28 protein-coding genes and 1 pseudogene are annotated in these 26065 nt (G+C 60.2%); 19 read left to right on the top strand and 10 right to left on the bottom strand.

The annotated features are described in order from the left end of the window. Positions 1 to 67 precede the first annotated feature (67 nt). The 3 genes and pseudogenes from AC4DF4_RS09450 to AC4DF4_RS09440 form a co-directional block, all read left to right on the top strand. Positions 68 to 154, top strand: a pseudogene (locus AC4DF4_RS09450) (hypothetical protein); the annotation flags it as partial. 264 nt (positions 155 to 418) lie between these two features. Then, on the top strand, positions 419 to 709 hold the full coding sequence (gene cas2, locus AC4DF4_RS09445; RefSeq protein WP_490047876.1) for a CRISPR-associated endonuclease Cas2: 291 nt from the start codon (positions 419 to 421) through the stop codon (positions 707 to 709). Between the two features lie 491 nt (positions 710 to 1200). Next, complete coding sequence (locus AC4DF4_RS09440; RefSeq protein ID WP_490047875.1) at positions 1201 to 1521, top strand: hypothetical protein; 321 nt, start codon at positions 1201 to 1203, stop codon at positions 1519 to 1521. On the opposite strand, the gene smpB is transcribed toward AC4DF4_RS09440, so the two are convergent. The 3 genes from smpB to AC4DF4_RS09425 form a co-directional block, all read right to left on the bottom strand. Further along, positions 1522 to 1980, bottom strand: a complete 459-nt coding sequence (smpB, locus tag AC4DF4_RS09435) for an SsrA-binding protein SmpB (RefSeq protein WP_490047874.1) — start codon at positions 1978 to 1980, stop codon at positions 1522 to 1524. Positions 1981 to 2010: 30 nt separating this feature from the next. Continuing rightward, positions 2011 to 2352, bottom strand: coding sequence for a DNA-directed RNA polymerase subunit omega (locus AC4DF4_RS09430; RefSeq protein WP_490047873.1), 342 nt, complete (start codon positions 2350 to 2352; stop codon positions 2011 to 2013). Between the two features lie 69 nt (positions 2353 to 2421). Then, on the bottom strand, positions 2422 to 2817 hold the full coding sequence (locus AC4DF4_RS09425; RefSeq protein WP_490047872.1) for a DUF3147 family protein: 396 nt from the start codon (positions 2815 to 2817) through the stop codon (positions 2422 to 2424). Positions 2818 to 2865: 48 nt separating this feature from the next. On the opposite strand from AC4DF4_RS09425, the gene AC4DF4_RS09420 reads away from it, so the two are divergent. From AC4DF4_RS09420 to AC4DF4_RS09350, 15 genes are all read left to right on the top strand, one after another. After that, positions 2866 to 3657, top strand: a complete 792-nt coding sequence (locus tag AC4DF4_RS09420; protein ID WP_490047871.1) for a hypothetical protein — start codon at positions 2866 to 2868, stop codon at positions 3655 to 3657. Between the two features lie 160 nt (positions 3658 to 3817). Continuing rightward, the gene (urtB, locus tag AC4DF4_RS09415) at positions 3818 to 5473 is read left to right on the top strand and encodes an urea ABC transporter permease subunit UrtB (protein WP_490047870.1); all 1656 of its coding nucleotides are present in this window, start codon (positions 3818 to 3820) and stop codon (positions 5471 to 5473) included. A gap of 4 nt (positions 5474 to 5477) precedes the next feature. Further along, positions 5478 to 6614, top strand: a complete 1137-nt coding sequence (urtC, locus tag AC4DF4_RS09410; RefSeq protein ID WP_490047869.1) for an urea ABC transporter permease subunit UrtC — start codon at positions 5478 to 5480, stop codon at positions 6612 to 6614. Beyond that, complete coding sequence (gene urtD / locus AC4DF4_RS09405; RefSeq protein WP_490047868.1) at positions 6611 to 7381, top strand: urea ABC transporter ATP-binding protein UrtD; 771 nt, start codon at positions 6611 to 6613, stop codon at positions 7379 to 7381. The genes urtC and urtD overlap by 4 nt, the downstream gene beginning before the upstream one ends. Then, positions 7378 to 8103: an urea ABC transporter ATP-binding subunit UrtE gene (gene urtE / locus AC4DF4_RS09400; RefSeq protein WP_490047867.1), complete on the top strand. Its 726-nt coding sequence runs from the start codon at positions 7378 to 7380 to the stop codon at positions 8101 to 8103. Before urtD ends, urtE begins: the two co-directional genes overlap by 4 nt. Before the next feature lie 199 nt (positions 8104 to 8302). Then, positions 8303 to 9346: an outer membrane beta-barrel protein gene (locus tag AC4DF4_RS09395; RefSeq protein WP_490047866.1), complete on the top strand. Its 1044-nt coding sequence runs from the start codon at positions 8303 to 8305 to the stop codon at positions 9344 to 9346. A 129-nt stretch (positions 9347 to 9475) separates the two neighbouring features. Next, positions 9476 to 10723 (top strand): urea ABC transporter substrate-binding protein, encoded by a 1248-nt coding sequence (urtA, locus tag AC4DF4_RS09390; RefSeq protein WP_490047865.1) that lies wholly within the window; start codon positions 9476 to 9478, stop codon positions 10721 to 10723. A gap of 120 nt (positions 10724 to 10843) precedes the next feature. Beyond that, positions 10844 to 11140: a hypothetical protein gene (locus tag AC4DF4_RS09385; RefSeq protein ID WP_490047864.1), complete on the top strand. Its 297-nt coding sequence runs from the start codon at positions 10844 to 10846 to the stop codon at positions 11138 to 11140. Positions 11141 to 11152: 12 nt separating this feature from the next. Continuing rightward, positions 11153 to 11455 (top strand): urease subunit gamma, encoded by a 303-nt coding sequence (gene ureA, locus AC4DF4_RS09380; RefSeq protein ID WP_490047863.1) that lies wholly within the window; start codon positions 11153 to 11155, stop codon positions 11453 to 11455. Beyond that, complete coding sequence (locus AC4DF4_RS09375; protein ID WP_490047862.1) at positions 11452 to 11769, top strand: urease subunit beta; 318 nt, start codon at positions 11452 to 11454, stop codon at positions 11767 to 11769. The genes ureA and AC4DF4_RS09375 overlap by 4 nt, the downstream gene beginning before the upstream one ends. Further along, on the top strand, positions 11766 to 13487 hold the full coding sequence (gene ureC, locus AC4DF4_RS09370; RefSeq protein ID WP_490047861.1) for an urease subunit alpha: 1722 nt from the start codon (positions 11766 to 11768) through the stop codon (positions 13485 to 13487). Before AC4DF4_RS09375 ends, ureC begins: the two co-directional genes overlap by 4 nt. 9 nt (positions 13488 to 13496) lie before the next feature. Continuing rightward, a complete protein-coding gene (locus AC4DF4_RS09365; protein ID WP_490047860.1) occupies positions 13497 to 13928 on the top strand; it encodes an urease accessory protein UreE in 432 nt (143 codons plus the stop codon). Next, on the top strand, positions 13925 to 14590 hold the full coding sequence (locus AC4DF4_RS09360) for an urease accessory protein UreF (protein WP_490047859.1): 666 nt from the start codon (positions 13925 to 13927) through the stop codon (positions 14588 to 14590). The genes AC4DF4_RS09365 and AC4DF4_RS09360 overlap by 4 nt, the downstream gene beginning before the upstream one ends. Beyond that, entirely contained in the window at positions 14568 to 15200 is a 633-nt protein-coding gene (gene ureG, locus AC4DF4_RS09355) for an urease accessory protein UreG (RefSeq protein WP_490047858.1), read from the top strand. Before AC4DF4_RS09360 ends, ureG begins: the two co-directional genes overlap by 23 nt. A gap of 71 nt (positions 15201 to 15271) precedes the next feature. After that, positions 15272 to 16732: an urease accessory protein UreD gene (locus AC4DF4_RS09350; protein WP_490047857.1), complete on the top strand. Its 1461-nt coding sequence runs from the start codon at positions 15272 to 15274 to the stop codon at positions 16730 to 16732. Here the strand turns inward: AC4DF4_RS09350 and AC4DF4_RS09345 are convergent. The 3 genes from AC4DF4_RS09345 to AC4DF4_RS09335 are packed head-to-tail and all read right to left on the bottom strand — an operon-like array spanning position 16729 to position 19473. Beyond that, the gene (locus tag AC4DF4_RS09345; protein ID WP_490047856.1) at positions 16729 to 17544 is read right to left on the bottom strand and encodes an HAD family hydrolase; all 816 of its coding nucleotides are present in this window, start codon (positions 17542 to 17544) and stop codon (positions 16729 to 16731) included. The genes AC4DF4_RS09350 and AC4DF4_RS09345 overlap by 4 nt on opposite strands. 31 nt (positions 17545 to 17575) lie before the next feature. After that, positions 17576 to 18184, bottom strand: coding sequence for a LutC/YkgG family protein (locus AC4DF4_RS09340; RefSeq protein ID WP_490047855.1), 609 nt, complete (start codon positions 18182 to 18184; stop codon positions 17576 to 17578). Between the two features lie 8 nt (positions 18185 to 18192). Further along, a complete protein-coding gene (locus AC4DF4_RS09335) occupies positions 18193 to 19473 on the bottom strand; it encodes an O-acetylhomoserine aminocarboxypropyltransferase/cysteine synthase family protein (protein ID WP_490047854.1) in 1281 nt (426 codons plus the stop codon). Between the two features lie 224 nt (positions 19474 to 19697). Here AC4DF4_RS09335 and AC4DF4_RS09330 point away from each other — a divergent pair, with 224 nt between their 5' ends. Next, complete coding sequence (locus AC4DF4_RS09330; protein ID WP_490047853.1) at positions 19698 to 21116, top strand: sulfatase family protein; 1419 nt, start codon at positions 19698 to 19700, stop codon at positions 21114 to 21116. Between the two features lie 13 nt (positions 21117 to 21129). Here AC4DF4_RS09330 and AC4DF4_RS09325 read toward each other — a convergent pair whose 3' ends face one another. From AC4DF4_RS09325 to AC4DF4_RS09310, 4 genes are all read right to left on the bottom strand, one after another. Further along, the gene (locus AC4DF4_RS09325; RefSeq protein WP_490047852.1) at positions 21130 to 22524 is read right to left on the bottom strand and encodes a lactate utilization protein B; all 1395 of its coding nucleotides are present in this window, start codon (positions 22522 to 22524) and stop codon (positions 21130 to 21132) included. Continuing rightward, positions 22521 to 23273, bottom strand: a complete 753-nt coding sequence (locus AC4DF4_RS09320) for a (Fe-S)-binding protein (protein WP_490047851.1) — start codon at positions 23271 to 23273, stop codon at positions 22521 to 22523. Before AC4DF4_RS09320 ends, AC4DF4_RS09325 begins: the two co-directional genes overlap by 4 nt. Before the next feature lie 13 nt (positions 23274 to 23286). Next, positions 23287 to 24480: a hypothetical protein gene (locus AC4DF4_RS09315; protein ID WP_490047850.1), complete on the bottom strand. Its 1194-nt coding sequence runs from the start codon at positions 24478 to 24480 to the stop codon at positions 23287 to 23289. A gap of 566 nt (positions 24481 to 25046) precedes the next feature. Beyond that, the gene (locus tag AC4DF4_RS09310; RefSeq protein ID WP_490047849.1) at positions 25047 to 25526 is read right to left on the bottom strand and encodes a hypothetical protein; all 480 of its coding nucleotides are present in this window, start codon (positions 25524 to 25526) and stop codon (positions 25047 to 25049) included. Positions 25527 to 26065 lie beyond the last annotated feature (539 nt).

The following is a 26065-nucleotide window of genomic DNA, read 5'->3' as shown; positions in this document are numbered from 1 at the left end:
CTGTGCAAAAATCCGCCGTGGCTCGGGGGCTTACTCTCAAATCCTCAAATCTCAAATTCGCGAAGCGATGAAACGCCACCTCAACACCCTGTTCGTCACGCTCGAAGGCGCTTACCTCCGCAAGGACGGTGCCGCCATCGAGATCCGCCACGAAGGCGAGACCAAGCTCCGCGTCCCGCTCCACAACCTGGACGGCATCGCCTGCTTCGGCTGGGACATCTCCTCCTCAAGGACGATTCCCGCAAGAAAGTCCTCACCGCCTGGCAGGAGCGCAAGCAGGACGAAATCAACCATCCCTTCCTCGACGAGAAAACCACCATCGGTTTCCTGCCGCATCTCCAGGCCCGCCTGCTGGCCCGCCATCTCCGCGGCGATCTCGACGCCTATCCCGCCTTTCTGGCGAAATAATCTCAAATCCATGTATATCCTCGTCACCTACGACGTCTCCACCACCACGCCCGCCGGGAAGTCCCGGTTGCGGCGCACCGCCAAGGCCTGCCTCGACTACGGCCAGCCCGTCCAGAACTCCGTCTTCGAGTGCAAGGTCGATCCCGCCCAGCTGGTTGCCTTCAAGGCCCGCTTGCTCGACATCATCGATTTGGAAACCGACAGTCTCCGCTTCTACCATCTCGGCAGCAACTGGCATCACAAGGTCGAGCACCACGGCGCGAATGATGGCTATGATGTGGAAGGAACGCTTGTCGTTTGAGCGGCAGGAAGTCATTTTCCGACACTTGATGAAGCAGCCTGCCCGCCAGTCACGGCGCGAACCCCAAGCGATCTTGAAAACGCCGGGAGGTTCGCGCCAGCAGCTAGGCCTACCGCTTCCGTTCTTTGACATTTCAAATCAGGAGTTTTGCGGACCCACGGCACCAGTAGCCTTCAGGTTCGCGGATCGCTCTGTTCTTTCCCTACGGCGGAAAGGATTCCAGACTGCCGCGTCGCCCCTCGCAAGAGGGGCGCGGATTGAAACCGCGAGTATTGCCAACAATCGCGCCTCGGCTATGGTCGCCCCTCCCAAGAGGGCACGGATTGAAACGATTTCCTTGAAGAAGTCTTCCGCCGCGCATCGGCAAGTGGACGGAAATGTCCACTCCCCTTATTTTGGCAGCGACTCCCAGTGATGCCCGCGCGGAGGTTCGGCCTTGCGCATGGGGCGGCAAACGGCTTTCTTGCGGCCTGACACGATTGGGAAAATTCATGATGCCGACACCGAACATAAAGACATTCGCGCTGCTGGGCGTTGCGTTGGCGCTGGCGTCGTGTGCCGCGCCGAAGTCGACCGTGGTCGAGCAGGCGGCGGTGCCGAAGACGCAGGAAAGCGTGCCTGAACCGGTGGTTGCGGAGTCGGAGCTCCCCGCTTTTCCGGATGACGGGATTCGGATGCCGGACATGCTCGGGTTGCCGGGCGACGGGGATTTTCGTTCGACCAACCCGGTGGGGATGAAGGGAGCTGGAGCGGTGATTTCGCGTCCGCCGACCGATCCGCCGTCGCGGGTGAAGCCGAAGCCGACGGAATGATCAGCGCCGGTTGAAGCGCGACATCTCGCGCTGGGCTTCGCGCAGCTCGACTTTTTCCTTCAAGTCTTGGCGTTGGTCGGCGTGGGTCTTGCCCTTGCCGACGCCGATTTCGACCTTCACGCGGCGGTCCTTCCAATACATCCGCAGCAGGGGAAGCGAGCAGCCTTTGACGGCGCTGGCGTTGGCGAGCTTGAGGATTTCCCGCTTGTGGAGGAGCAGCCGGCGCGGGCGTTTTTCGGGATGGTTATACCAGTCGCCGGCAGTCTGCCACGGCTGGATGTTGCAGCCGTAAAGGAAAACCTGGTTGTTTTCGACGCGGGCGAACGCGTCGGATATGTTGACTTTCCCGGCCCGGATCGACTTGACCTCGGTGCCTTTGAGTTCAACTCCGGCCTCGAATTTCTCCGTGATGTTGAAATCGCGTCCGGCCTTCCGGTTGGTGGCGATTTCCGCGCTCATGGCCAGGCTCGGTGGTCAGGAAGGCTGCCCTCAGGGAGCTTCCCGATGGATCAATTTGATTTTGCCCTCGATGATTTCCTGAAGGGCGATGTCCGCCACGCCCATGCTGGGGCGGGTGGCAATCAACGGGGAACGGCCGCTGTTGAGCTGTTTGACGCGCTGGGAGACCAGGTTGACCAGCACAAGTGGGTCGGTGACAATTTCAGAGGCCTTATCAAGGAGATCGCTTTTCATAGGAGAACCGGGAAATCGCGAAATCGGCTGTTCCTGCTTAAACGGGATGACGTTTGTGGGAAGCAGAGACGGTTTTTTTTCGCTCAAAATAAATGGGATGGACAGAATTTCCGGAAATAACGCCGGGCCGATGGTCAAACCAGAGAATCCACTTTCTGACAAGCCTTATCTGGTTCTTTCAAAAGGAAAATTTGCGGCGGCGGGCGGTCATTTCGGCATCAGGTCGATTCCGAAGCGGCGGAGGACGACGACGGTGAGCCAGAAGAGGGCCACGGTGATGAGGCAATTGGCGGCGAGCGCGACCCAAAATCCCCAGCCGCTGCGCAACATCCACGGCAGAATCAAAAACATCGGCAGGGTGGGGAGGACGAACCAGAAAGTGCCTTCGGCGTGGTTCGCGAGCCGCTCGGGGGACTGCTTCGCGTGGTGCATCCAGATCATCGCCATCAGCGAGGTGAGCGGCAGGGCGATGAGCAGGGCCGAGAGCCGATCGTTGACGAGCTGGATCTTGTTCACGAAAAGAATGATGGCGGCGGTGACCAGCAGCTTGACGAGATCGAACGGGGTGATGCTGAGGATTTTATCCCAGGGAATGCGGTTCATGGGGAAGCGGGCTTGCGACTGCGGGGATGCTATGGATAGGTTGCGGCCATGCAAGCCGCCTGTCTCGTTTGTTTTCTCACCGTTCTTTTTGCCGCGTCCGCGTCCTCCATGCAGCCGGCCAATCCGACCGAGGGGCAGAAGGCGGCGATCGGCAGGAAAATCTGGCAGAACGAATGTGCCGGCAGCGTCGCCGGGCTGACGACTTGGAATGCGGGCGAGGAATTCCCCTCAATCGGCATCGGCCATTTCATTTGGTATCCGGCCGGTTTCAAGGGTCGCTTCGAGGAAAGCTGGCCGCTATTTGTCGCGTTCGCACGCCAGCGGGGAGCCAATCTGCCGGCGGTGGCGCTTGAAGCTCGCAGTCCGTGGAAGACGAAGGCGGAGTTTCAGGCGGATTTCAAAAGCCCGCGGATGGGCGCTTTACGGAATTGGCTGGCGGGAAATGTCGGACTCCAAACGGACTTCATCGTTGCCCGCTCCCGCGCGGCTTTGCCCAAGATCCTGGCGGCGGCGCCGGGCAGTGAAAAAGCGCGCATTGAGGCGAATTACCACAAGGTTTCCACTACCTCGCAGGGGATTTACGCGCTGATCGACTACGTGAATTTCAAGGGCGACGGGACGCAGGTTTCCGAGCGCTACAACGGGCGGGGCTGGGGTCTGCTTCAGGTGTTAGGCGAAATGAAGGAGGTGCCGTCGGGTGCGGCTGCGGCGACGGAATTCGCCGCCGCCGCGAAACGCGTGCTTTCCCGCAGGATCGCGAATTCACCGCCGGAGCGCGGTGAGAAGCGCTGGGAAGAGGGCTGGCACAACCGGTGCGGCACCTACGGCAGGCCGCTCTGATAGGCCGGCCGGTTTCCCGCCGTCCGGACAATTTTTCCGGCAGGTGGCACAGCGGGTGCTCTATCGACGCCGGCCCATGCTGAAGTCGATTTTCAAAACTCTCGCTCCATTCCTTCAAAGCGGCCTCCGGCTTGGAGTGGTAGTCTCCTTGATTGGCTCCGTGCACGCGCGGGAAGGCTCGGTTCGCGAGACCATCGCGTCCGCCACCGTCGCCAAAACGCCCGCTGAACAGCGCCAAATCATCCTCTCTCTCAAAAGCAATCCCTCGCCCGAGGTCGTGAAGTGGTTTGATCGATGGAAGGCGGGCGAAATCTTCCTCCACGAGGAATCATCCGGAGTCATCACTCCCGTCGTCCTGACCGGAAGCGCGGCGGGCAATGACTCGTTCGCCACCGTCCGCGTCTCGGACGGCTCTCCGCTGCTGGCCGCCGACGGCAGCGCGGTGAGGATCAATCCCAAGGAAACCGGGTTCGCCGAGACGGACTCCGGCCTCCGCCGCGCGATGAAGGAAGTCGCCGATCTGGCTGCTCTCGCGGACCCGGACCTGACCAGACGAATCCGCGCGATCCAGGATTCCGCCATCGGTCAGAAGGCGGAAAAGCTTCCCGCGCTCCAGCTGCTCCGCACCACGGAAAAGAATCCCAAAGCCGTCCGTGCGCTTGAGGAATCCATCGCGATCATCCAGCTCCGCTCGCCCGTGGCCGGGGAACGGATCGCGGCATGTGGGAAATTGGGGGGACTGAACTCGCTTGCGGCGCAAGACACGATCCGGACCATCCTCAAGGAAGCCGAGGCAGCCAAAGATGCTCCGACCATTCACGCCGCTAAGACGGCGCTCGCCGCGATCGAAGGTCACGTCTCGCGGATCAACGCCGTGGGCACGGTGTTTCGGGGGATTTCATTGGGCTCGGTCTTGCTGGTGGTCGCCATCGGACTCGCGATCACCTTCGGCCTGATGGGCATCATCAACATGGCGCATGGCGAGCTGATAGCCGTCGGGGCCTACACCACCTACGTCATTCAGAACATCTTCGCGACGGGCCTCAACATCTCGCCGTTCGGAATGTCGGTCTCCATCCCCGGCCTGAATCTTCCCGCCGGCAGCATGGGCATGTATTTCGTCGTCGCGCTCCCGGCGAGCTTCCTGGCGGCGGCGTTGGTAGGGCTAATTCTCGAGCGCGCCGTGATCCAGTTCCTCTATCGCCGCCCGCTGGAGTCCCTGCTCGCGACGTGGGGAATTTCCCTTGTTTTCCAACAACTGCTGCGCCTGGTCTTCGGTGCTAACAACGTTCAGGTTTCCAGCCCGTCCTGGCTCTCCGGGAACTGGACGGTCAACGACGTGGTCTTCGGATGGAACCGCGTCTTTGTCATCGGGTTCGCAGTCCTCATCATCGTCGTGACCTGGTTGGTGCTGAACAAGACCTCGCTCGGCCTGCTCATCCGGGCGGTCATGCAGAACCGCAACATGGCCGCCTGCATGGGCGTCCGCACCGAGCGGGTCAACATGCTGACCTTCGCCTTCGGCTGCGGCCTCGCGGGACTCGCCGGCGCGTTCCTCTCCCAGATCGGCAACGTCGGGCCGTCGCTCGGCCAAAATTACATCGTCGATGCCTTCATGACCGTGGTGGTCGGCGGCGTCGGCAATATTCTCGGAACCGTCATCAGCGCCCTCGGCATCGGCATGGCCGACCAGTTGCTCCAACAGTATCTCGGAAACCCGGTGATAGGGAAAATCCTCGTTCTCGGTGCCATCATCCTTTTCCTGCAATGGCGTCCCGCGGGGATCTTGGTCACCCGTTCGCGCAGCCTTGATTGAACCAATGCCCACCCAACCTTTCACCGGGCGCGTCCAGCTCCCCATCCTCATTCTCGCCGCGGTCTTCCTGGTCGTGGCGATGCCGGTGATGAATGCCTTTGGAGTCATCGAGAACTTCACCCTGAACCTTTGGGGCAAGTATCTGTGCTATGGCATCATGGCGATATCCATCGACCTGCTGTGGGGCTACACCGGGCTGTTATGCCTTGGCCAGGCGCTTTTCTTCACCCTCGGCGGCTACATGATGGGAATGCACCTGATGCTGATGATCGGCAAGCTCGGCCAATACAAGAGCGAGCTTCCCGACTTCATGGTGTTTCTCGGTCACTCGAAGATTCCCGCGTTCTGGCAGCCGTTCTATTCGTTTCCTTTCGCGCTCGCGATGGTGTTTCTCGTGCCCGGCGTGCTCGCCTACATCTTCGGCTACCTCGCATTTCGCTCCCGGATCAAGGGCGTGTATTTCTCCATTCTAACCCAAGCTCTGACATACGGCGCGGCCCTGCTGTTCTTCAGGAACGACCTCCTCATGGGAGGAAACAACGGCTTCACCGACTTCCGCACGCTCCTCGGCGCGGACCTGCGAACCGCCGCCACCCAGCGGATTCTCTATGTCTGCACTGCCGTCCTGATGGTGGCCGTGGTCGCCGGATGCAAGTGGCTCACGCATTCGCGCTTCGGACTCATCCAGCGCGCCATCCGCGACTCGGAAAACCGGGTGTTGTTCTCCGGTTATGCCACGGCCAATTTCAAGCTCTTCATCTTTGTCATCAGCGCCATGATCGCGGCCTTCGCCGGCGCGCTTTACGTGCCCCAGGTCGGCATCATCAATCCCAGTGAAATGACCACCGAGAAATCCCTCGAAGCCGTCGTCTGGGTCGCGCTCGGGGGGCGCGGAACACTGGTCGGCCCGGTGGTCGGCGCGATTTCCGTCAACGCGCTCAAGAGTTGGGCCACCCGCGCCTATCCGGATCTTTGGGTGCTGATTCTTGGCGGAACCTTCGTTCTCATCGTCATGTTCATGCCCAAAGGCATTGTGGGGCTGCCCTCCCAGATTCAGGAAATCATCGCCAAAATCCGCCGCAAGAGCCCGCAGCCCGACCCTGTGCCGCCTGCCATTTCATCCGAAACCGCCGATCCATGAGCCAGAAGCCATTCCTCCTCGCAGCAGAGGGACTCAACAAGTCCTTCGACGGCTTCAAAGCCATCAACGATCTCAATTTCTATCTCGATGAGGGCGAGCTCCGGACCGTGATCGGTCCTAACGGTGCAGGGAAAACCACCTTCCTCGACCTCATCACCGGGCGCACCCAGCCTGACGAAGGCACCCTGCTCTGGGACGACTCCAAGCACGATCTCCTCAAGCTCAACGAATACGAGATCTATCGACTTGGCATCGGCCGCAAGTTCCAGACCCCCACGGTTTACAACGATCACACCGTCACGGAAAACCTGATTCTCTCGCTCGCCGGTTCGCGCGGCATCTGGCACAGCCTCTTCGGGAAAACCACCTCCGCCCAGCGCGACCGGATCGCCGAAATCCTCACGACCATCAAGCTCGCCGACCACGCCCATCGCAAGGCCGGCGCTCTCGCCCACGGACAGAAGCAGTGGCTGGAAATCGGCATGCTCCTCGCCCAGGAAGCCCGCTTGCTGCTTGTGGACGAGCCCGCCGCCGGGATGACCGACGAGGAGACTTATCGCACCGGTGAGCTTCTTCTCTCGCTTGCCGGGAAGCACACCATTGTGGTCATCGAGCACGACATGACCTTTGTGCGGCAGATTTCCCAAGACCGCAAGGTCACCGTTCTTCATCAGGGACACGTCCTTTGCGAAGGTCCCGTTGACCAGGTCCAAGCCGATGAACGCGTGATCGAAGTCTATCTCGGCCGCAAATCCAAAGCCGCATGATCGCTTCCCCGACACAAACCGAAAGCCTGTCCGTTTCAAATCTCCGGGTCTCCATCGGTGGCAGCGCCATCCTGCGGGGTGTCGATCTATCCATACGCCCCAAAACCGTCTTCTGCCTGATGGGGCGCAACGGCGTTGGGAAAAGCACGACGCTCAAGGCGCTCATGGGGTTGCTCCCGGCCGATTCCGGGACAGTCGAACTCGGGGGAGCGTCCATCGACCGCGCGTCATCCGCTGATCGCGCCCGGTTGGGACTCGGCTACGTCCCCCAAGGCCGCGAGATTTTTCCCCATCTCACCGTCGAGGAAAACCTCTTCATCGGCCTCAACGCCCGCGGCCAAAAGCGTGACGCCAGTCAGACCGACCGGATCTACGCCTTGTTTCCTATCATCAAGGAGTTCCTCCACCGCAAAGGCGGCATGCTCTCAGGCGGCCAGCAGCAACAGCTCGCCATCGGCCGCGCGCTGCTGACCCGGCCGAAGCTGCTGATTCTCGACGAGCCCACCGAAGGGATCCAGCCAAACATCATCGACCAGATCGGCGACGCCATCAAGATGCTGCGTGCCGAAGGCGAGATGAGCATTCTCCTCGTCGAGCAGTATCTCGACTTCTGCAAGGAACTCGGCGACGACTTCGCCATTCTCGAGCGCGGTGCCGTTGCCGCAGCGGGTGAAATGACCGGCCTCACCGACGAGATCGTCAAAGAATTTCTGACGGTTTGATGGAAGCGGTAGTCGATGATGCGGTCGATTCATGTTCATGGCTGCCATGTATGACGAGCGCTCATCATGACTTGAAAAAAGCCGATCCTGTCCGCCGAATTCACATTTTTTGCTAATGAAACCCTGAGATTTGGCATGAATAGAGCTACCTAAACCCATGAGCGGAATCCCGCCAATAAAGCAACAATACCTATCGAAAATGAAAAACAAAACACGATTCAGTAAGTTTCACTTGCCGTTGGCAATGGCGCTCGGCACCGCAGGCGCGATGGCCGGAACCGAGACGGTGGCAGCTCCGTCATTGGTGCCGACTCCGGATTGGTTGAAGGTCAGCGGCTACGCTGCCGTATCTTATATCCACACGGAGGTGGATTCTGATCTAGGAGATTTTGATGAAGATACGTTGTTCGACGCAGGCACTCCATTCGATGCCGTGAAGCTCGGGCTCGAAGCAACCAAGGGATCCTTCACGGCTTACGCGAGCCTCTTCTTCTCGCCGGTTAATGACAATGATGCGTTTGGAGCCGGCAGTGATGCGGGTATCCTAGACGCGTATGTCACCTACAAGGCCGGTGATTTTTCCGTTACGGGGGGTAAGTATCTGAGCTGGCTTGGGTACGAAGCATTTGACGCGGTGAACATGGCACAAATGTCCTATGCGAACAATTTCCTGGGAGCGATTCCCGCCTACCACACCGGGATCAAATTTGAATACACGACCGACGTGTTTGGCGCTGGCTTCAATGTTTCCGACTCCATCCGCGGTGGCGATAATACTTTCTGGGGTGGTGACGAAGACTATGGCAACGGTCTGGGTTACGAAGCTTATGTCGTCTATAAGGGAATCGAAAAGCTGACGCTCTGGGGCGGTATTGCTTATGACACCTCTGATGACATTGAAGGTGTTCCGGTGGATGATTTCGTCACTTATGATGTCTGGGCGAGTTATGCGCTTTCGGACAAAATGACAGTTGCCGCAGAACTCGCCTATTGCGACAACGGTGCCGCGTTCGGTACTCAGGGGCTCGCTTTCCTGCAATACGCCTTCACTGAGAAGTTCTCGACAGTGTTCCGCTTTGGCTATGACGATGTGCAAACCTTCGACACGACTGCCTACAAATACACGATCGCGCCAAGCTACGCCTTCAATGAGCACTTCACGCTCCGTGGCGAAGTCAGCTACACCGATGTGGAAGATGCGGATATCCTCTTCACCGGCGTCCAAGCTCTGGTCAAATTTTAATCCCATTTCCTGGTATTAAACGGTTGCGGCGGGAGAGTCCTATGGATCATCCGGTATCGATGCTCTCCCGCCTGCTTTTTCAAACGAGTTGTTTCCAATTTCACGATCCAATACAAACATTCTAATCCAATGATCCCTAAATTCATCCCCTCCGCACTTGCTGCGATTGCCCTCACCGGTGTTTCCGCGCAAGCGGCAGAAGCCGTCAAAGTCGGCGTGCTCCACTCGCTCAGTGGAACCATGGCCATCAGTGAAACCTCCCTCCGCGACGTCCTGCTTTTCACCTTCGACGAAATCAACGCCGCTGGCGGTGTGATGGGCAAGAAGATTGAGCCCGTCGTCGTGGACGGCGCTTCGAACTGGCCGCTCTTCGCTGAAAAAGCCAAGCAGCTGCTTGACCAGGACAAGGTCTCGGTGACGTTCGGTTGCTGGACATCGGTGAGCCGCAAGTCGGTGCTTCCGGTGTTCGAGGAAAAGAAGGGCCTGCTCTTCTACCCGGTGCAATACGAAGGCGAGGAAATGTCCTCGAACATTTTTTACACCGCCGAGGCCGTCAACCAGCAGGCGACGCCCGCGGTTGATTACTTGCTCGAAGAAGGTAAGAAGAAGTTCTACCTGATCGGCTCGGACTATGTTTATCCTCAGACCACCAACCTGATCCTTCTTGAGTATCTCCTCAGCAAGGGAGTGCGTCTTGAAAACATCGGCGGTGGATTCACCAAGGATGCCAGCGGCAAGATCATCTCCGCCGGTAAATACACGCCGTTCGGTCACACCGACTATCAGCAAATTGTCTCCGAGATCAAGCAATTCGCCGCCAGCGGCGACGCCTGCATCATCAGCACGCTCAACGGCGACACCAACGTGCCCTTCTTCAAGGAGTATGCTGCTGCCGGACTCGATGCGGAATCCTGCCCGGTGGTTAGCTTCTCGGTCTCCGAAGACGAGTTCCGCGGACTTCCTGCCAGCCAGCTTGTCGGCCAACTCGGATGCTGGACTTACTTCCAGTCGATCAAAAGCCCGGCGAACGCCAAGTTCATCAAAAACTTCCAAGCCTGGCTCGCCAAGTCGGACGTTCCCGGCATTGTCAAAGAAGGCCGCGTGACTTGCTCGCCGATGGTGCTTTCCTACAACGGTGTCTATCTCTGGAAGGCCGCTGTTGAAAAGGCCGGCTCATTCGAGGTGGAGAAGGTGATGGCGGCTCTCAAGGGCGGCATCTCGTTCGACGGCCCAGGCGGCAAGGTGACTACCCAAAAGAATCATCACCTTACCAAGAACGTCTTCATCGGTGAAACTCGCGCGGACGGACAATTCAAGATCCTCAAGGAATTCAAGGATGTCGTCGGCGAGCCATTCCTGAAGGGTACCTACAAGTAGAACTGATTTGGTTTTCGGTTGCTTACGGTTATTAAACCATGCCTCCCCCCGGGGGCATGGTTTTTCATTACCCGCTTGGCATGAGCGCTGCTCACTCTCATTCTGTCCCTTCATCCGCCTATGAAAATTTTCCTTACGTCTGATTGGCGTCAGTCCGCCGCCCGCGTGCTTTCCGCGGGAGTTTGTTTTTGTCCTTCATTGCTGTCCGCGCACCCTGGGCATTACCACCCGGATGAGACCGATGAATTTGATTTTCTGAGGGCCACGTTTTTCCACTCGCATGGAGCCTTCGATTACCTGCTCGCGGGATTGGTCATCTCAAGCGTCGCAGTCGCCTGCCTTCATGGAAAACGCGGTGTCCGGATCAGCGCTCTCGCCGCGGCGTTGGGTTCGCTCTGCCTGCTCCCCGTTCTCTAATCGTCCGCGCCGATGCATCTTTCCCCGCGCGAACAAGAAAAGCTGCTCATCGTCGTGGCCGGTGATCTCGCCAGTCGCCGCCGCGCGCGCGGGCTGAAGCTCAACTACCCGGAAGCCGTAGCTCTGATCACCGCCGAGCTGCTCGAAGGCGCGCGCGACGGGAAATCGGTTTCAGAGCTCATGAACTACGGCACCACCCTGATTTCCCGCGATGAAGTCATGGAAGGCGTGGCGGAAATGATTCACGACGTGCAGGTGGAAGCCACCTTCCCGGACGGCACCAAGCTCGTCACCGTTCACAATCCCGTCAGATGATCCCCGGCGAAATCATCACCCCGTTAGGAGCCCCGGATTTGATCCTGAATCCGGGTCTCGCCAAGCTGAATGTCGTGGTGGCCAACACCGGCGACCGACCCATCCAAGTGGGCAGCCATTTTCATTTCGCCGAAGTGAATTCCTCCCTGCATTTCGACCGCGCCGCCGCGCGTGGGTTCCGACTTAACATTCCGGCCGGCACCGCCATCCGCTTCGAACCCGGCGACACCCGTGAAGTCCCCTTGGTCGCGCTTGCCGGAACCCGCGAAGTGCACGGTCTTAACAATCTCGTCAACGGCCCGCTCGACTCATGAAACAAACCCGCGCCAATTACGCAGGCATGTTCGGCCCCACCACGGGTGACCAGGTCCGGCTGGCAGATACAGCGCTTTTCATCGAGGTCGAGCGCGATCTAGTCGCCGAAGCCGGCGGCTATGGCAACGAAGTGAAATTCGGCGGCGGCAAGGTCATCCGCGACGGCATGGCGCAGTCCCCGCTCGCGCTCGATGCGGATTCTCTTGATCTCGTCATCACCAACGCCCTCGTCCTCGACGCCGCCCAAGGCGTGATCAAGGCGGACATCGGTATCAAACACGGCCGCATCGTCGGCATCGGCCATGCGGGAAATCCGCTGCTGCAGGACGGCATCACCATGACCATCGGAGCTTCCACCGAGGTCATCGCGGGCGAAGGCTGCATCGTCACCGCCGGAGGGATCGACACGCACATTCATTTCGTCTGCCCGCAGCAAATCGAGCATGCCATCGCCAGCGGCGTCACCACGCTCATCGGCGGCGGCACCGGCCCGGCGCATGGAACCTATGCGACGACGTGCACGCCGGGAAAATGGAACATCCACCGGATGCTCGAAAGTGCCGAGGCGTTTCCCGTCAACCTCGGTTTCCTCGGAAAAGGGAATTGCTCCTCACCGGAACCCCTCCGCGAGCAGGTTCTGGCAGGCGTCATCGGGCTCAAGCTCCATGAGGACTGGGGCACCACTCCCGCCGCCATCGATACATGTCTAACCGTAGCTGATGAGTTCGACATCCAGGTCGCCATCCACACCGACACTCTCAACGAAGCCGGCTTTGTCGAAAGCACCCTCGCCGCCTTCAAAGGGCGCACGATCCACACCTATCACTCCGAAGGTGCCGGCGGCGGCCACGCGCCCGACATCATCCGCGTCTGCGGCGAGGCCAACGTCCTGCCGTCCTCCACCAACCCGACCCGGCCGTTCACGACCAACACCATCGACGAGCATCTCGACATGCTCATGGTCTGCCACCACCTCGACTCGCGCATCCCGGAAGACGTCGCCTTCGCGGAGAGCCGGATCCGCCCCGAGACCATCGCCGCGGAGGATCTCCTCCACGACTTGGGCGCGATTTCCATGATGTCATCGGACAGCCAGGCGATGGGCCGCATCGGCGAGACGATCACCCGCACCTGGCAGACGGCGCACAAGATGAAGGTCCAGTTCGGCAAGCTCGAAGGTCCGTCACATCCCGCCGCCGACAATTTCCGCGCGCTCCGCTACGTCGCGAAATACACGATTTGTCCCGCAATCACCCACGGCATCGCCCACGAAGTCGGCAGTATCGAGGTGGGAAAACTCGCGGACATCGTCATCTGGAAACCGGCGTTCTTCGGCGTCAAGCCGGAGACCATTCTTAAAGGTGGTCTCATCGCCTGGGCGAACATGGGCGATCCTAACGCCTCCATTCCCACGCCGCAGCCGACGATGTATCGTCCGCAGTTCGGCGCTTTCGGGCAGGCCATCGCCGCCACCTCGGTCACCTTCGTCAGCGCCGCCTCGCTGGAATCCGGCGCGCTCGAAAACCTCGGTCTGACCAAGCGACTCGTTGCCGTGAAAAACTGCCGCTCTGTGACCAAGCGAGACCTCCCGTTCAACGACGCCTTGCCGGTCATCACCGTCGATCCGGACACCTACACGGTCACGGCAGACGGCCGCGAACTGCGTTGCGAGCCGATGTCCGTGTTGCCGATGGCCCAGCGCTATTTCCTTTTTTAGATCCGGGCCATGCATGTCATCCAGCACGCCCTCGCTACGGCCTCCGATTTGCCGCCGGAAAAGCAGATATCCCTCGCCGCCGAGCGCCGGCTGTTTTTGAAGCGCCGCTGGAGGGGAGTCGCGGAGGACGGAACAGAGTTTGGATTCGATCTGGAAACGCGCCTCACTGATGGCTGTGTGATTTATCACCAAGCGGGAATCGACTACATCGTCCACCAGTTGCCCGAGGCCGTTTATGAAATTTCGTTGGAGTCACCTGCGCAAGCCGCGTTGGTTGCTTGGAAAGTGGGTAACCTTCACCTGCCTGCCCAGATTCTCGATCACAGCGTCCGGGTTCTGCATGATGAGGCCATGACTCAGCTCCTCGAGCGCGAGGGCTGGCCGTACACCGAACCTGATGTCGTTTTCACGCCCATGAAAGCCATGGCTCACACCCCATGACCTCCGATCCATGGCTCTGGCTGCTTCAGGCGAATGACACAGCCTATCCGTCGGGTGCTTACGCGCACTCGTTCGGCCTCGAGGAATTGGTCGAATCCGGTGTTGTTCAAACTGCGGGGGATCTTGAAAACTTCCTGCGAAAGCAAATCCTGCCCGCGCTGCTTACCTTCGAGATTCCATTCTTCGCTCGCGCCCATGCCGCTGCCTGCGCAGGAGATGTGGACGGACTTCTCGCGCTGGATGGCGAGCTCGACGCCTGGCGAATCCCGGCGGAACTGCGCGACGCCTCCCGCCGAATCGGTTCGCAACGGCTCGATCTTCTCGCGCAGCTTGATTCCAGTCCGCTTGTTCTCCGCTGTCGCGAGCGTTCGCCACGCAGCCACCATCTTGTCGTCACCGCGCTGGAGCTTTCGGGCGTTCCCGTCGGCCAGGCAGCCCGCGCGTTTGCCTTCCAGTCGATCGCCGGACTTTCCGCCGCGTCGATGAAGCTCATGCGCATCGGCCAGACAGCCTGCCAGCAAATCGTCCGCCGCACGCTCACGGAGCTCGGCGGGGAAATCGACGTTTCCCTTTCCCGGCCGGTGGACGGCTGGTTCAATCCGCTTCTCGAAATCGCCTCACTCCGCCATGCCCGCGCCCATGCAAGACTCTTCATCTCCTGATTTGAAAAAGCGTCCGTTCCGCCTTGGTGTCGGCGGCCCGGTCGGTTCCGGGAAGACGATGTGCGTCCTCCGCCTCAGCCAATGGCTCAAGGATGAGGTCTCGCTCGCCGTCATCACTAACGATATCTACACCCGCGAGGATGCCGAGTTCCTTCTCCGCGAGGGCGTGCTGCCGGCCGGTCGCGTCATCGGTGTGGAAACCGGCGGCTGCCCGCACACCGCGATCCGGGACGACACCAGCATGAACATGGCCGCCGTGATCGATCTCGAAAACCGCCATCCTGACCTGAAGCTCATTCTCATCGAAAGCGGCGGCGACAATCTATCCGCCACGTTTTCACCCGAACTTGTCGATGCCTACATCTACGTGATCGACGTCGCGGAAGGGGACAAGATCCCGCGCAAGGGCGGCCCGGCCATCCGGACCAGTGATCTTCTGCTCATTAATAAAACCGACCTTGCGCCGTATGTCGGGGCCGACCTCGAAGTCATGGCGCGTGATTCAAAAATGCAGCGCGGCAATCGCCCGTTCCTGTTCGCTGATCTGAAATCCGAAAAGGGCAAGGATGACCTAATCGCCTGGTTGAAGCATGAGTATCTGTTTGTGTAACTGGAGCGCGGAATTTATTCCGCGCGAAACCTCCAATTCTCGCGCGGAATAAATTCCGCGCTCCAATTGTCATGACCCACAAAGGCATTCATAGCCGCGGCTATCTCCCGCATTGGGACTTCGCGGATTCCGTGCAGGCCATCACGTTTCGCCTGGCGGACTCGCTGCCGAATCAAGTGGTTAGCGAATGGCGGGGGGAATTTCTCACAGCGATCAACAGCCTGGATCCTCAGGTTTCCCAGAAGGCGCAGGCAGATCTTCAACAGCGGATTTCCCGTTACGAGGACGCAGGCCACGGGAGTTGTCTGCTAGGTAAGCCGGCGCATGCCAAGGTCGTGCAGGACGCTCTGATCAAGGGACACGGCACCCATTACAAGCTCATTGACTGGTGCGTGATGCCGAATCATGTGCATGTGCTTGTTCGACTGACGGGGGATGTCGCCTTGGGGAGGATTGTCAAGCATTGGAAAGGTCCGACCGCGATTGAGATCAACCGGCTGGAGGGGCGAACCGGCTCGTTGTGGATGGCGGAGTATCATGACAGATTCATCCGGGATTTGGATCATCTTCAGAACGCCCAAGTTTATATCCGGAATAATCCGGTGAATGCCAAGCTTTGCGGAAAACCGGAGGATTGGTCGTTTTCGGGTGTTGGCCAGAATTGGAGCGCGGAATTCATTCCGCGCGGAATGAATTCCGCGCTCCCGGTGTCGGGCACCGCCCTTGACGGCCATCTGCACCTCCGCTGCGAGAGCCGTGCCGACGGCGTGCCGTTCATCGCCCGCCAGAGTTTCCGGGCGCCGGTGCACCTCAGCAAATCGCATGTCGATCACGGGCATCTCGTGCAAAGCATCGTTAATCCGACGGCCGGATTCTTTGATGGTGACCATCTTGAGACGGATATTCACGTAGCTCCCGGCGCGAAGCTGGTGCTCAGCACTCCGTCGGCGTCCCGCGTCTATCGAACGCGGTCCGGCGCGGCGGCGGTGAGCTGTCAGAAGTTCCGGGTCGAGGAAAACGCCTCCCTCGAGTGGATTCCCGAGCCGTTCATCCCGCATGCCGGGGCGAGGTATGTGCAGCGCACGATGATCGACCTGCATCCGGCGGCGAGCCTGCTTTTCTTCGACTGGATCACACCCGGCCGTGTGGCGATGGGGGAGGTTTTCGCCTATCAGCATCTCCGCTGGGAGTTGGACCTGACTCTCGGGGGCAGTCTCATCGCCCGTGAGGGATACGATCTGCGGCCCGATGATGATAGCTTGGAAGCGCTTCGCGCGAAGTTCCCCGCCGCGCATTATCTCTCGGTTTATGCCGCCGGGGAGATGGCTGCAAATTGGCCGGTGGAAGCGCTGGATGCGCTGAAATCGGAAGATACCTATCTCGGCCATGGACCGCTCGCGGGCGGCGTTCACGTGATTCGCGCGCTGTGCCGCGACAGTCTTGCCACCCGCAAGCTGCTGGGGACGCTGCGTCCCTTGCTTTACGTCGCGGCCGGCTCGAGGCCGCCCGCACTGGGCCGGATATTTTGTTAGTCTTCCTGGATTTGGTGCCGGAGGAAATAGTGCCGCACGGCCTCGATGGAGCCGCGGCCGTGGGCGGCCTGGGTGATGAGGCCGCCGGTGGCGGTGACTTTGTCCCGGACGGCGGCGATCGCATTGGCCGGGCAGGCGGTCATCGCTGCGTGGGCGGGGTCGAGCATTTCGAGATCGTTGTGGCTGTCGCCGATGGCAAAGCAAGCGGCGGCGGTCAGGCTGTAGTGTTTGGCGACCTGACTCAGGCTGCTGCCTTTCTGGAAATCCCGGTGGCCGAAACGCAGGTAGATCGAGTTCCGCTGCCAGGTGAGGTGGGGCTCGGCGGCGACGAGAGGTTCGATGCGGTCGACGATCCATTCCATTTCCTCCTCGGACTGGGAGATGACGCCTGCGGGTTCGCCGGTCATTGCGATCCATTGCGCGCCGGTGTGTTGCTCGACCTGCTGGCGGATGTGGCTCAGGAGCTTGCGGGTGTGCTTGAAGAGGTCGTCGATTTCCTTCTCACAGAGTTTGTTCCATTTCAGGTGGGGAAGCCAGCGTCCGGAAGAGTTAGGGAAATGGATTTCACGTTCGCGGGCGACCACCCAGTCCGGCAGGAAAGGGAAGCTGCTTTCCATGAATCCCTCGACCATGTGCTCCATGGAGCGGCCGGTGTTGATGCCCCAGATCACGCCTTGTTTCTCGCGGAGTTTGCGGATGAGTGTGAAGAACTCGACAGGCACAGGCGGGTTTCCCGCCGCGTGGTGCAAGGTCCCGTCGAAATCGAATGAGAGGACTGCCGATGGCTGGGGCGGAGGTGGGAGGGTGGTCATAAATGAATGACGCGGCGACCGGTGATCGCCACTACATCAGCAACGCGATCTGCTCGCCGGGGCCGTGGACGCCTTCGATGAGGATGCCCTCGACGTCGGCGGTCTTGGATGGTCCGGTGCACCAGATGATGTTCGGGCTGTCGCCGAAAGCGGCGATGGCATCCGGGATGGTGCGGTGGATTTCCGAGCGCACGAGCACGGCCACGTGGACCCATGGCGAAAGCGCGGCGAGGCGGCTGGACGTGCGGTTGTCGTCGATGATGACGGAGCCGGACTCCGCGATGGCTCCGGTGGCGCGGGTGATGCCGAATTGATAGTCGTCGTAGCGGTCGCGGTGATATTCGGTTTCCACGGTCAGTCCGGCGGCGGCGAGTTGGCTGCCGACGGCGTCGTAGAGCGCGGGATCGCAGTAGCCGTGAAGTTGCTTGGTTTCCAGAAGGAAAGCGACGAGTTCGGCGGTGGAGGTCATCGTCTTGCCATTCACGTATTTGAAATTGCGTGAAAAGATTTCCCAGAGGTCGCTGCCTTCCAACTTCGGAAGCGAGTGGACGAGTGACATGTCGTAGTCCGGATAGGCAGCTTTGGTTTTCAAAGCGGCGTTGGCGGATTCGATTTTGGCGAAGATGTCGGCGCGGGACATGCTGGATTTCAGTGGGCGGTGGCGAGGGCTTGGTCGAGATCGGCGAGGATGTCGTCGATGTGTTCGATGCCGACGGAGAGTCGGATGAGCTCGGGCGGAATGCCGGCGGCAAGCAGTTGCTCCTGGCTGAGCTGCGAGTGGGTGGTGGTCGCCGGGTGGATCGCGAGCGACTTTGCGTCGCCGACGTTGGCGAGGTGTTTGAAGAGCTTGAGGGAGTCGATGAATTTTGTTCCCGCAGAGGCACCGCCCTTGATGCCGAAGACGACCATTGAGCCGCCTTTGCCGCGGAGGTATTTGTCGTTGAGCGCGTCCTGGCTGTCGCCGGGCAGGCCGGGGAAGCGGACCCACTCGACGGCAGGATGGGCTTGCAGGTGCTTGGCGACGGCGAGGGAATTCTCGCAATGCCGCTCCATCCGGAGGGGCAGGGTTTCGATGCCTTGGAGCGATTGCCAGGCGTTGTCGGGCGAGAGGCAGGCGCCGAGGTTGCGCAACGGGCCGGTGCGCATTCTCAAAATATAGGCGAGCGGCGCAAGTGGCGCGGGCAGGTCGTGGCCCCACCGGAGACCGTGATAGGAGCCGTCGGCTTCGTCGAAAAGCGGATGTTTGCCGCCGGCCCAGTTGAATTTCCCGGAGTCGATGACGATGCCGCCGATGCTGGTGCCGTGGCCGCCGAGCCACTTGGTAAGCGAGTGGACGACAATGTCCGCACCGTGCTCGATCGGTTTGGTGAGGTAAGGTGTGGAGAAGGTGGAATCGACGATGAGCGGCAGGCCGTGGACGTGGGCGATTTTTGAAATCGCCTCGATGTCGGAGATTTCCAGCGATGGATTCGAAACGGACTCGCAGAACAGCGCGCGGGTCTTGCCGTCGATGGCGGCGGCGAAATTTTCCGGGTTGTTGGAATCCACGAAGCGGACCTCGATGCCGAGCGCGGGCAGGATGTTTTTGAACTGCGTGTAAGTGCCACCGTAGAGGTTCCGGGCGGAGACGATGTTGTCGCCGGCTTGGGCGAGATTGATGATCGAGTAGAAAATCGCCGAGGTGCCGGAGGAGACGGCGAGGCCGGCGGCACCGCCTTCGAGCGCCGCGACGCGCTGCTCGAGCACGTCGTGGGTGGGGTTCATCAGGCGGGTGTAGATGTTCCCGAGTTCGCGCAGGGCGAAGAGATTGGCGGCGTGCTCGGTGTTTTTGAAAACATAGGACGCGGTGCGGTAGATGGGAACCGCGCAGGCTTGGGTGGTGGGATCCGAGGAATAACCGGCGTGAAGGCAGAGGGTTTCGAGTTTCATGGTCGTGGTCGAATGGGGCGCACGATCAGAGGGTGGCCGGCATTCAAGATCAAGCCCGAAGCGCGGGGAGGGGGATTCCGGCTTTCTGGATCAACCGCATTCGATGCGAGCTGCCGGAAGAGCATGGGGAAAAGAGCCGGGATTGAGCACGGTTCCGCACTTGGGAAATTGAAAGAAGCGCCGCCGAGATGGGTAGGCATTCAATTCGCCCCTCCTGTCCCCAAATGAAACCACTGCTCAGCCTCTTTTTGTTTCTCGGCACTCTCGGTGCCTTGTCTGCCGCCGCGCCTCCCAACATCGTCATCATCTTCATCGATGACATGGGCTATGCCGACATCGGCCCCTTTGGCGCCACCCAACAGAAAACTCCCAACCTCGACCGGATGGCGAGCGAAGGCATGAAACTCACCTCGTTTTACGCGGCCCCGGTCTGCTCGGTTTCCCGCGCGCAGTTGCTCACCGGTTGCTACGGAGCGCGCATCGACGTGCCGGGCGTCTATGGCCCTGGCGGCGGCAAAGGCTTGAACCCAACGGAACACACCATCGCCGAGCGACTCAAGGAGCGCGGCTACGCGACCATGTGCATCGGCAAGTGGCACGTCGGCGACCAACCGGAGTTCCTGCCAACCCGGCAAGGCTTCGACCACTACTTCGGCATTCCTTATTCCAACGACATGCAGGTCAAATCCACCGACACCGGCAATCGCGTGGTTCCCCTGCTGCGGGATGACAAAGTCTTGGAATTGCTCACCGACGAACAGCAAAGCCGCATTGTCGAGCGTTATACCGATGAAGCCGTTCAGTTCATCACCGCAAACAAGGACAAGCCGTTCTTGCTCTATCTTCCGCACACCGCCATCCACACCCCGATCTATCCGGGGGAGGCCTTCCGCGGCAAATCCTCCAACGGACGCGTCGGCGACTGGATCAAGGAGGTTGACTGGAGCACCGGCCGCGTGCTCGACACCCTGCGCGAGCTCAAACTCTCGGAAAACACCCTCGTCGTCTTCACCAGCGACAACGGCCCGTGGCTGATCAAAGAAGCTGATAGCGGCAGCGCCGGCCCGCTGCGTGGCGGCAAGGGCAGCACTTGGGAAGGCGGCGTGCGCGTGCCGACCATCGCCTGGTGGCCGGGAAAAATCGCGCCTAACACCAGCGTTGACGCCGTCGCGGGTACCATCGATCTCCTGCCCACCGCGGTCGCGCTCGCCGGCGGCACCGTCCCGGATCAACCCGTGATCGACGGCCGGGACATCTCGCCGCTGCTTTTTGGCAAAACCAAAACCTCCCCACGGGACGGGCATTATTACTTTTCAGGATACCAGCTCCAGGCCGTCCGTCAGGGACCGTGGAAGCTCGCCCTTGTCCCGCAAAACGAGACCATGGGCCGGGCCGTCAAGCCCGACGCCGACACCAAGACGCCCCGCCTCTACAACCTCGATGCGGAAATCGGCGAGCAAACCACCGTGGCCGCCTCAAATCCCGAAATCGTCGGCAAGTTGACGACCCTCGCGGAAAAAATGAGCGCTGAGATCGGCGGTTCCGCGCCCCCCGCCCGGCGTCCGGCCGGCCAGGTGGAAAATCCGAAAATCCTCTATCCCGCCGAGCCCCGGAAGCCCGGCGCAAAGGGGAAAAAGAAGTAGGCGCAGCGGGCTGTCACCCCTTCTTGCGCCCTTTATACCACTTCCTGAAATCGCCGCCGTGGGAATCCGGAAGGGTCCGCTGGCCTAACCAATCCTGGAGCGGTTTGATCGGCGCGACCTGGATGGGCAGGTGGTTCATCGCCTTGGACATGGTCATCGCGGTGCGCCAGAGCGAGGGCGAGGTGGCGAGGGTGGCGAAGGGCGACATCGGAATGGCGGCGGGCGAGTGGATGTGCTCGCGGTGCGCCTTGTCGCGCAGCCGCAGCAGCAGGTCCGGGATCGGGATGTCCACGGGGCAGACTTCGTTGCACGCTCCGCAGAGCGAGGAGGCTTTGGGAAGATCCGCGAGCTCGGGGAAGCGGCTGCCGAAAAGGATGGGTGACAGAACCGCGCCGACAGGACCGCCGTAGGTGGAGCGGTAGGCGTGGCCGGACGCTTGCCGATAGACCGGGCAGACGTTCTGGCAGGCACCGCAGCGGATGCAGCGGAGGATTTCCTTGCAGTTCGAGGCGAGCACGTCGGTGCGGCCGTTGTCCATGAAGACGACGTGCATGTGCTCGGGGCCGTCCGGCTGGTTGGCGGATTTCGGGCCGTTGATGAACTCGGTGTAAACGGTGAGCTGTTGGCCGGTGGCGGAGCGGCCTAGCAGGTTGAGGAAAACCGCGAGGTCCTTTTCCTGCGGGATGATTTTCTCGATGCCGATGAGCGCGATGTGCACGCCCACGGGGGCCATCCCGAAGCGGGAGTTGCCTTCGTTGGTGACGAGGGCGACGCGGCCGGTGTCGGCACAGACGAAGTTGCCGCCAGTAATGCCGGCCTGCGCCTGCATGTATTTCTCCCGCAGATAGACGCGGGCGCGGCGGGTGATCGTTTCCGGATCGTCGTTGTAATCGGCGGCGATGCCCTCGCGCTGGAAAGTCTCGGCGATTTCCCGGCGGTTTTTGTGGATGATCGGTTTGACGATGTGCGAGGGTTCGTCGTTATCGAGCTGGATGATGAACTCGCCGAGGTCGGACTCGAGGCACTCGACGCCGTTTTCGATCAAAAACGGGTTGAGGTGGATTTCCTCGGCCGCCATCGACTTGGACTTGGTGAGCTGGGTGACGCCGTGGCCTCGCAGGATGGATAGGATCGTCTGGCGCGCGTCCTCGTCGGTGGAGGCGAAATGGACGTTCACGCCGCGGGAAACGAGCGCCTGCTCGGCCTTGGCGAGGTAGTCGCCGAGGTGGTGGAGTGTGTGGTCCTTGATGGAGGCGGCGAGCTTGCGGATCGCGTCGGGATCCGGATAGTCCTTGTGGAGCACCTGATAGCGCTTCTCGGTGCCGGCGGCGGATCCGTTGATGACGGATTGCTGTTTCTCGTCAGTGATGTTCCGGGCGTATTCGTCGATGAGTTGGTTGCCGATCATGGGAGTGTGTCGCGGAGGACTTGGATGGCGTGGAGGTGTTTGACGGGGCGGCCCTGGGTCTGGGCGAGGCCGCTGAGGTGCATGAGGCAGGACATGTCGATGCCGACGAGCAGGTCCGGCTGGATGTCGAGGATCCTGTCGAGCTTGAGGGTGCCCATTTTTCCGGAAATGTGCGGGAAGGTGACGGAAAAGGTGCCGCCGAAACCGCAGCACTGCTCGGCCTCGCCGAAGGGGACGACCTCCGCGTTTTCGATGGAGGCAAGCAGGGTGCGGACGGCCTCGCCGGTGCCGGTGCCGCGGGCGTGGCAGGAGCGGTGGAATGCGAGACGAGTGGGTTTGCCGAATTTTCCAGGCCAGGTTTTGATGCCCAGGCCGTTGTAAATGAAGTCCATGACTTCCCAGGTGCGCTTGGCGAGGGAGGTGATGGCGGGGTCCGGATTCTCCTCGAATTGGAGGAGGTTGCCGTGGAAGTTCATCGCCGCGCAGGAGCCGGACGGGACGATGACGGGCAGCTCGCCGGCGAAAACGCTGGCGGTGTGGCGGGCGACTTTGCGCGAGGCGGTCCAGTCGCCGGAGTTGAAGGCCGGCTGGCCGCAGCAGGTTTGGTTGTCGGGAAATTCGACAGTCAAGCCAAGGTGCTCGAGGACTTCGACGGTCGCCTTGGCGGTGTCGTCGTAGAAGGCGTCGCAAAGGCAGGTGCCCATGAGGAGCACGCGTTTGTTGAGAGGGCGGGCGATCGGATTGGCCATGGAGAAATTGTTTTCAGCAGGCTAGGGATTGGCAGCGCTGCTGCAACCCGGAAAACGGGATTGTTGCCTGCCAGTGCCCAGGAGCCGCGTAGTGCCCGGTTTTTTGGGGGTTTTCAAAGAAACGGAAGAAACGGGGATGTTTCGAGGGGTGCCACCAAGATAGGGCGATCCATCCGGTGGATTTGCCGTTCATCCGAACTTCATTGAGTGAACGGAGGTATTCCCAGTATTGGGCATCCGCCACGGCATTGGTGTGTTTGTTGGTCGGTTTTTCGGTCGGCAGGGATGCGGTGATGGTCCAGTCATTCGCAACCGGATCGTATTCGGCGATGGTCGATGGATGGATCACCATGAGCCGCTTGCCATGCGGGGTGATCGAGATGGGAGCGCGGTTCTGCGCGTCGAAGGGCGTGAGCTCCGGACGGCGGCCCATCAGGGTTAGCGGTTTGACCGAGAGATCCGGAAACACCTGGAAGATTGCGAGATCATCCGACCGGATGCCCTTGATGGCGCCGCCGGTCCATTCGCCCGCCTCGTCGAGGAAGAAGTGATCCCCCACGGCGGCCACGCCGTTGTTTCGGTCCCACATGTCCAACGAGGCATCGCCCTCGCCTTCAGAGATTTCGGGATTCCGTGGAATCGGATGTGCTTTGCCGGATTTCTTGTCGATGATCAACGATCCCATTTTGTTGCCGGAATAGTTTTGATCATGCCAGCCGACGCTGGTGAGGATGCTGTCCTTGGTTTGATCCAGAGCCATCCGCCATACGTCGCATTTGCGGTTGGAGATATCGATTCCGTAGGCCTCCCCGACCGCGCTGTGGAGGTTGATTTTGTGAACCAATGAGCCATTTCGGCAGTCGATACACAAAAGCCACGGGGCCGTGTAGAGGATGCGTTTGTCATACACGGGTCCCCAATTCAGGGCACCAGCGCCGCCGCCCTGGTTTACGCAGATGGCGTCGCGATCCGACGGGAAATGAAAGACCCAGAGAAGATTCGGATCCGTCTTGTCCACCAGCGGCCAGATGATGGTGCCGGGTGCTCCGGTCGTGCGCAGGTCGGACAGTAAGGTGGGATGCAGGGGTGCTTGCGGTGATGGTTTTGGTTGTGCCGTGGGTTTTTTCCCGGGCTTGTCCTGTTTTTGCATGTTCTTTCCCGCGCCAAAGACCAGGGAGTGAAGGAGCTTGGCCTCGGGTTTTGACATGGTTCCCGGTGGGCCTCTTGCCGCGAAGATCCGGATTTCGATGGGCGGCCATTGGAAGGCTTCTCCTTGGATTTGTTCGACTTCAGACGGGCAAGTTCCCACGGATCATAAGCTCCGATGTTGGCGCGGAAGGTGTCGTAGTTGACCTCGGACTTGAGTTTCCCCCAAGCCTCGCGCTGGTTGATGATTTGGAAGATCTTGTGATAGGTGCTGAACCGGATGGCTAGATCGGGTGCGGATTGAGATGAGAACAGGACAGAGGGGATCAGGCTGCCATTGTGCTCAAGCGAACTGATGTGCGACTGCCAGTCAAACAACCGCGAGATCGAGCCATCCTCCAACACGCTCCGGCTTGCAAGAAACTCACCGCTTTGCAAGTTCCCTGCACGTGGTCATCCACTGGAATTGCCGGTTGTCATTGTCCGACAAGCGCAGGAGCAATGCGGGTGATGCGCCGGTGGTGACCATGTCCACCAGTCCATCTGCCAGGGCGGAGTTACGTTGGATCAGGCGGAAGTCGGCGATTTGCAGGTAGTATCGGTAGAAATCCGGTTCGGGCAGGGTTTTCAGCAGCGAGAAATAGCGTTTGGTGAGTTCGTCGAGTTCATTGGAGAAGCTTGTGAATTCCGGCCGGAGATGATCCGGGATATGGGCCGGGATATGATGATCCAGGCGCGGATCGAGGAGAGTCCCTGAATGGCATACCAGATCTCATTGCTCAGGTAGGAGCTATATAATTGCCAGAGGTCCGTGCCGCCATTCAATCCATCGCGTCCCATGTGCTCCAGATACCAGGATGTCTGGTGAAGGAGTTCGCGCGCGAGGGGAAGAATGTGCGCGAGTTGATCGGAGCGCTCGAGGGAAGGGCGCTGGTAGCCGAAGAGATCCGCAAGGTGTTGGAGCGCTGCGGTGTGTTTGTCGTCCCTGCCGCCGAGGGCATACGAGTTCTTCGGAAACAAGAACAGGAAATGGCGGAAGCGCGCGTCCAGATCAAGCAGGATGGTGTCTTGCGCCGGCACACCCAGCGCGAGGGCGGATTCGATCATGGGCAGATATCTCGACGGGGCGGCATGGATGGCATGGAGCCAATCCACCTCGCGCATCAGCCGCCGGCCCTCGCTGAGTGCGCGGCTGCGATCCGCAGATGGATCGGTAGAGCCTGCGATTTTATACATCATGTGCGCCACTGCTGTTGCGTTTCCGCATTATATCGAATGAATTTTTGGTTGCTGGATTCAAATTGGCTATTCGCGAAAAAACATGACGCACGAAGTCTTTTTTTGCGCCTCGCAATCACCCAATGGGCCGCGTCCCCCGGCGCCGGTTATGCTAAAGATCGCCGCCTTGCTCAGGTCCGTCGTTTCCTCGCGGCTGATTCTGCGGTTGAGAACCAAGTATTCACAGTGATGGAGTGAACGTTTCCAATTGATGTTAGTTTGTTCCGATGCTGCCAACCACAGTGGATTGTTGGCATCCGCTTTTGCGCCCTTTGAGGCGGACCCGAAAGTTCGACCACGGAGGGGCTAAACTAAGCGGGTGTGGTGGGGCGCGGGAAAGAGATAGGTGATCATGGATTGGGGATCAA

This window comes from Luteolibacter sp., assembly GCF_058122085.1.
Note: the sequence above shows the minus strand (reverse complement) of the source record. Positions and strands in the feature narration are given on the sequence as shown.

Coding starts and splice junctions, on each gene's coding strand:
- urtA (WP_490047865.1), top strand. CDS start 9,476: ATGATCCCTAAATTCATCCCCTCCGCACTTGCTGCGATTGCCCTCACC.
- AC4DF4_RS09325 (WP_490047852.1), bottom strand. CDS start 22,524: ATGATCGGCAACCAACTCATCGACGAATACGCCCGGAACATCACTGAC.
- AC4DF4_RS09350 (WP_490047857.1), top strand. CDS start 15,272: ATGACCCACAAAGGCATTCATAGCCGCGGCTATCTCCCGCATTGGGAC.
- ureG (WP_490047858.1), top strand. CDS start 14,568: ATGCAAGACTCTTCATCTCCTGATTTGAAAAAGCGTCCGTTCCGCCTT.
- AC4DF4_RS09335 (WP_490047854.1), bottom strand. CDS start 19,473: ATGAAACTCGAAACCCTCTGCCTTCACGCCGGTTATTCCTCGGATCCC.
- smpB (WP_490047874.1), bottom strand. CDS start 1,980: ATGAGCGCGGAAATCGCCACCAACCGGAAGGCCGGACGCGATTTCAAC.
- ureC (WP_490047861.1), top strand. CDS start 11,766: ATGAAACAAACCCGCGCCAATTACGCAGGCATGTTCGGCCCCACCACG.
- AC4DF4_RS09420 (WP_490047871.1), top strand. CDS start 2,866: ATGCAAGCCGCCTGTCTCGTTTGTTTTCTCACCGTTCTTTTTGCCGCG.
- AC4DF4_RS09385 (WP_490047864.1), top strand. CDS start 10,844: ATGAAAATTTTCCTTACGTCTGATTGGCGTCAGTCCGCCGCCCGCGTG.
- urtC (WP_490047869.1), top strand. CDS start 5,478: ATGCCCACCCAACCTTTCACCGGGCGCGTCCAGCTCCCCATCCTCATT.
- AC4DF4_RS09330 (WP_490047853.1), top strand. CDS start 19,698: ATGAAACCACTGCTCAGCCTCTTTTTGTTTCTCGGCACTCTCGGTGCC.
- AC4DF4_RS09440 (WP_490047875.1), top strand. CDS start 1,201: ATGATGCCGACACCGAACATAAAGACATTCGCGCTGCTGGGCGTTGCG.
- AC4DF4_RS09315 (WP_490047850.1), bottom strand. CDS start 24,480: ATGTCAAAACCCGAGGCCAAGCTCCTTCACTCCCTGGTCTTTGGCGCG.
- urtD (WP_490047868.1), top strand. CDS start 6,611: ATGAGCCAGAAGCCATTCCTCCTCGCAGCAGAGGGACTCAACAAGTCC.
- AC4DF4_RS09365 (WP_490047860.1), top strand. CDS start 13,497: ATGCATGTCATCCAGCACGCCCTCGCTACGGCCTCCGATTTGCCGCCG.
- urtE (WP_490047867.1), top strand. CDS start 7,378: ATGATCGCTTCCCCGACACAAACCGAAAGCCTGTCCGTTTCAAATCTC.
- ureA (WP_490047863.1), top strand. CDS start 11,153: ATGCATCTTTCCCCGCGCGAACAAGAAAAGCTGCTCATCGTCGTGGCC.
- cas2 (WP_490047876.1), top strand. CDS start 419: ATGTATATCCTCGTCACCTACGACGTCTCCACCACCACGCCCGCCGGG.
- AC4DF4_RS09425 (WP_490047872.1), bottom strand. CDS start 2,817: ATGAACCGCATTCCCTGGGATAAAATCCTCAGCATCACCCCGTTCGAT.
- AC4DF4_RS09360 (WP_490047859.1), top strand. CDS start 13,925: ATGACCTCCGATCCATGGCTCTGGCTGCTTCAGGCGAATGACACAGCC.
- AC4DF4_RS09375 (WP_490047862.1), top strand. CDS start 11,452: ATGATCCCCGGCGAAATCATCACCCCGTTAGGAGCCCCGGATTTGATC.
- AC4DF4_RS09320 (WP_490047851.1), bottom strand. CDS start 23,273: ATGGCCAATCCGATCGCCCGCCCTCTCAACAAACGCGTGCTCCTCATG.
- AC4DF4_RS09310 (WP_490047849.1), bottom strand. CDS start 25,526: ATGATCGAATCCGCCCTCGCGCTGGGTGTGCCGGCGCAAGACACCATC.
- AC4DF4_RS09395 (WP_490047866.1), top strand. CDS start 8,303: ATGAAAAACAAAACACGATTCAGTAAGTTTCACTTGCCGTTGGCAATG.
- AC4DF4_RS09340 (WP_490047855.1), bottom strand. CDS start 18,184: ATGTCCCGCGCCGACATCTTCGCCAAAATCGAATCCGCCAACGCCGCT.
- AC4DF4_RS09345 (WP_490047856.1), bottom strand. CDS start 17,544: ATGACCACCCTCCCACCTCCGCCCCAGCCATCGGCAGTCCTCTCATTC.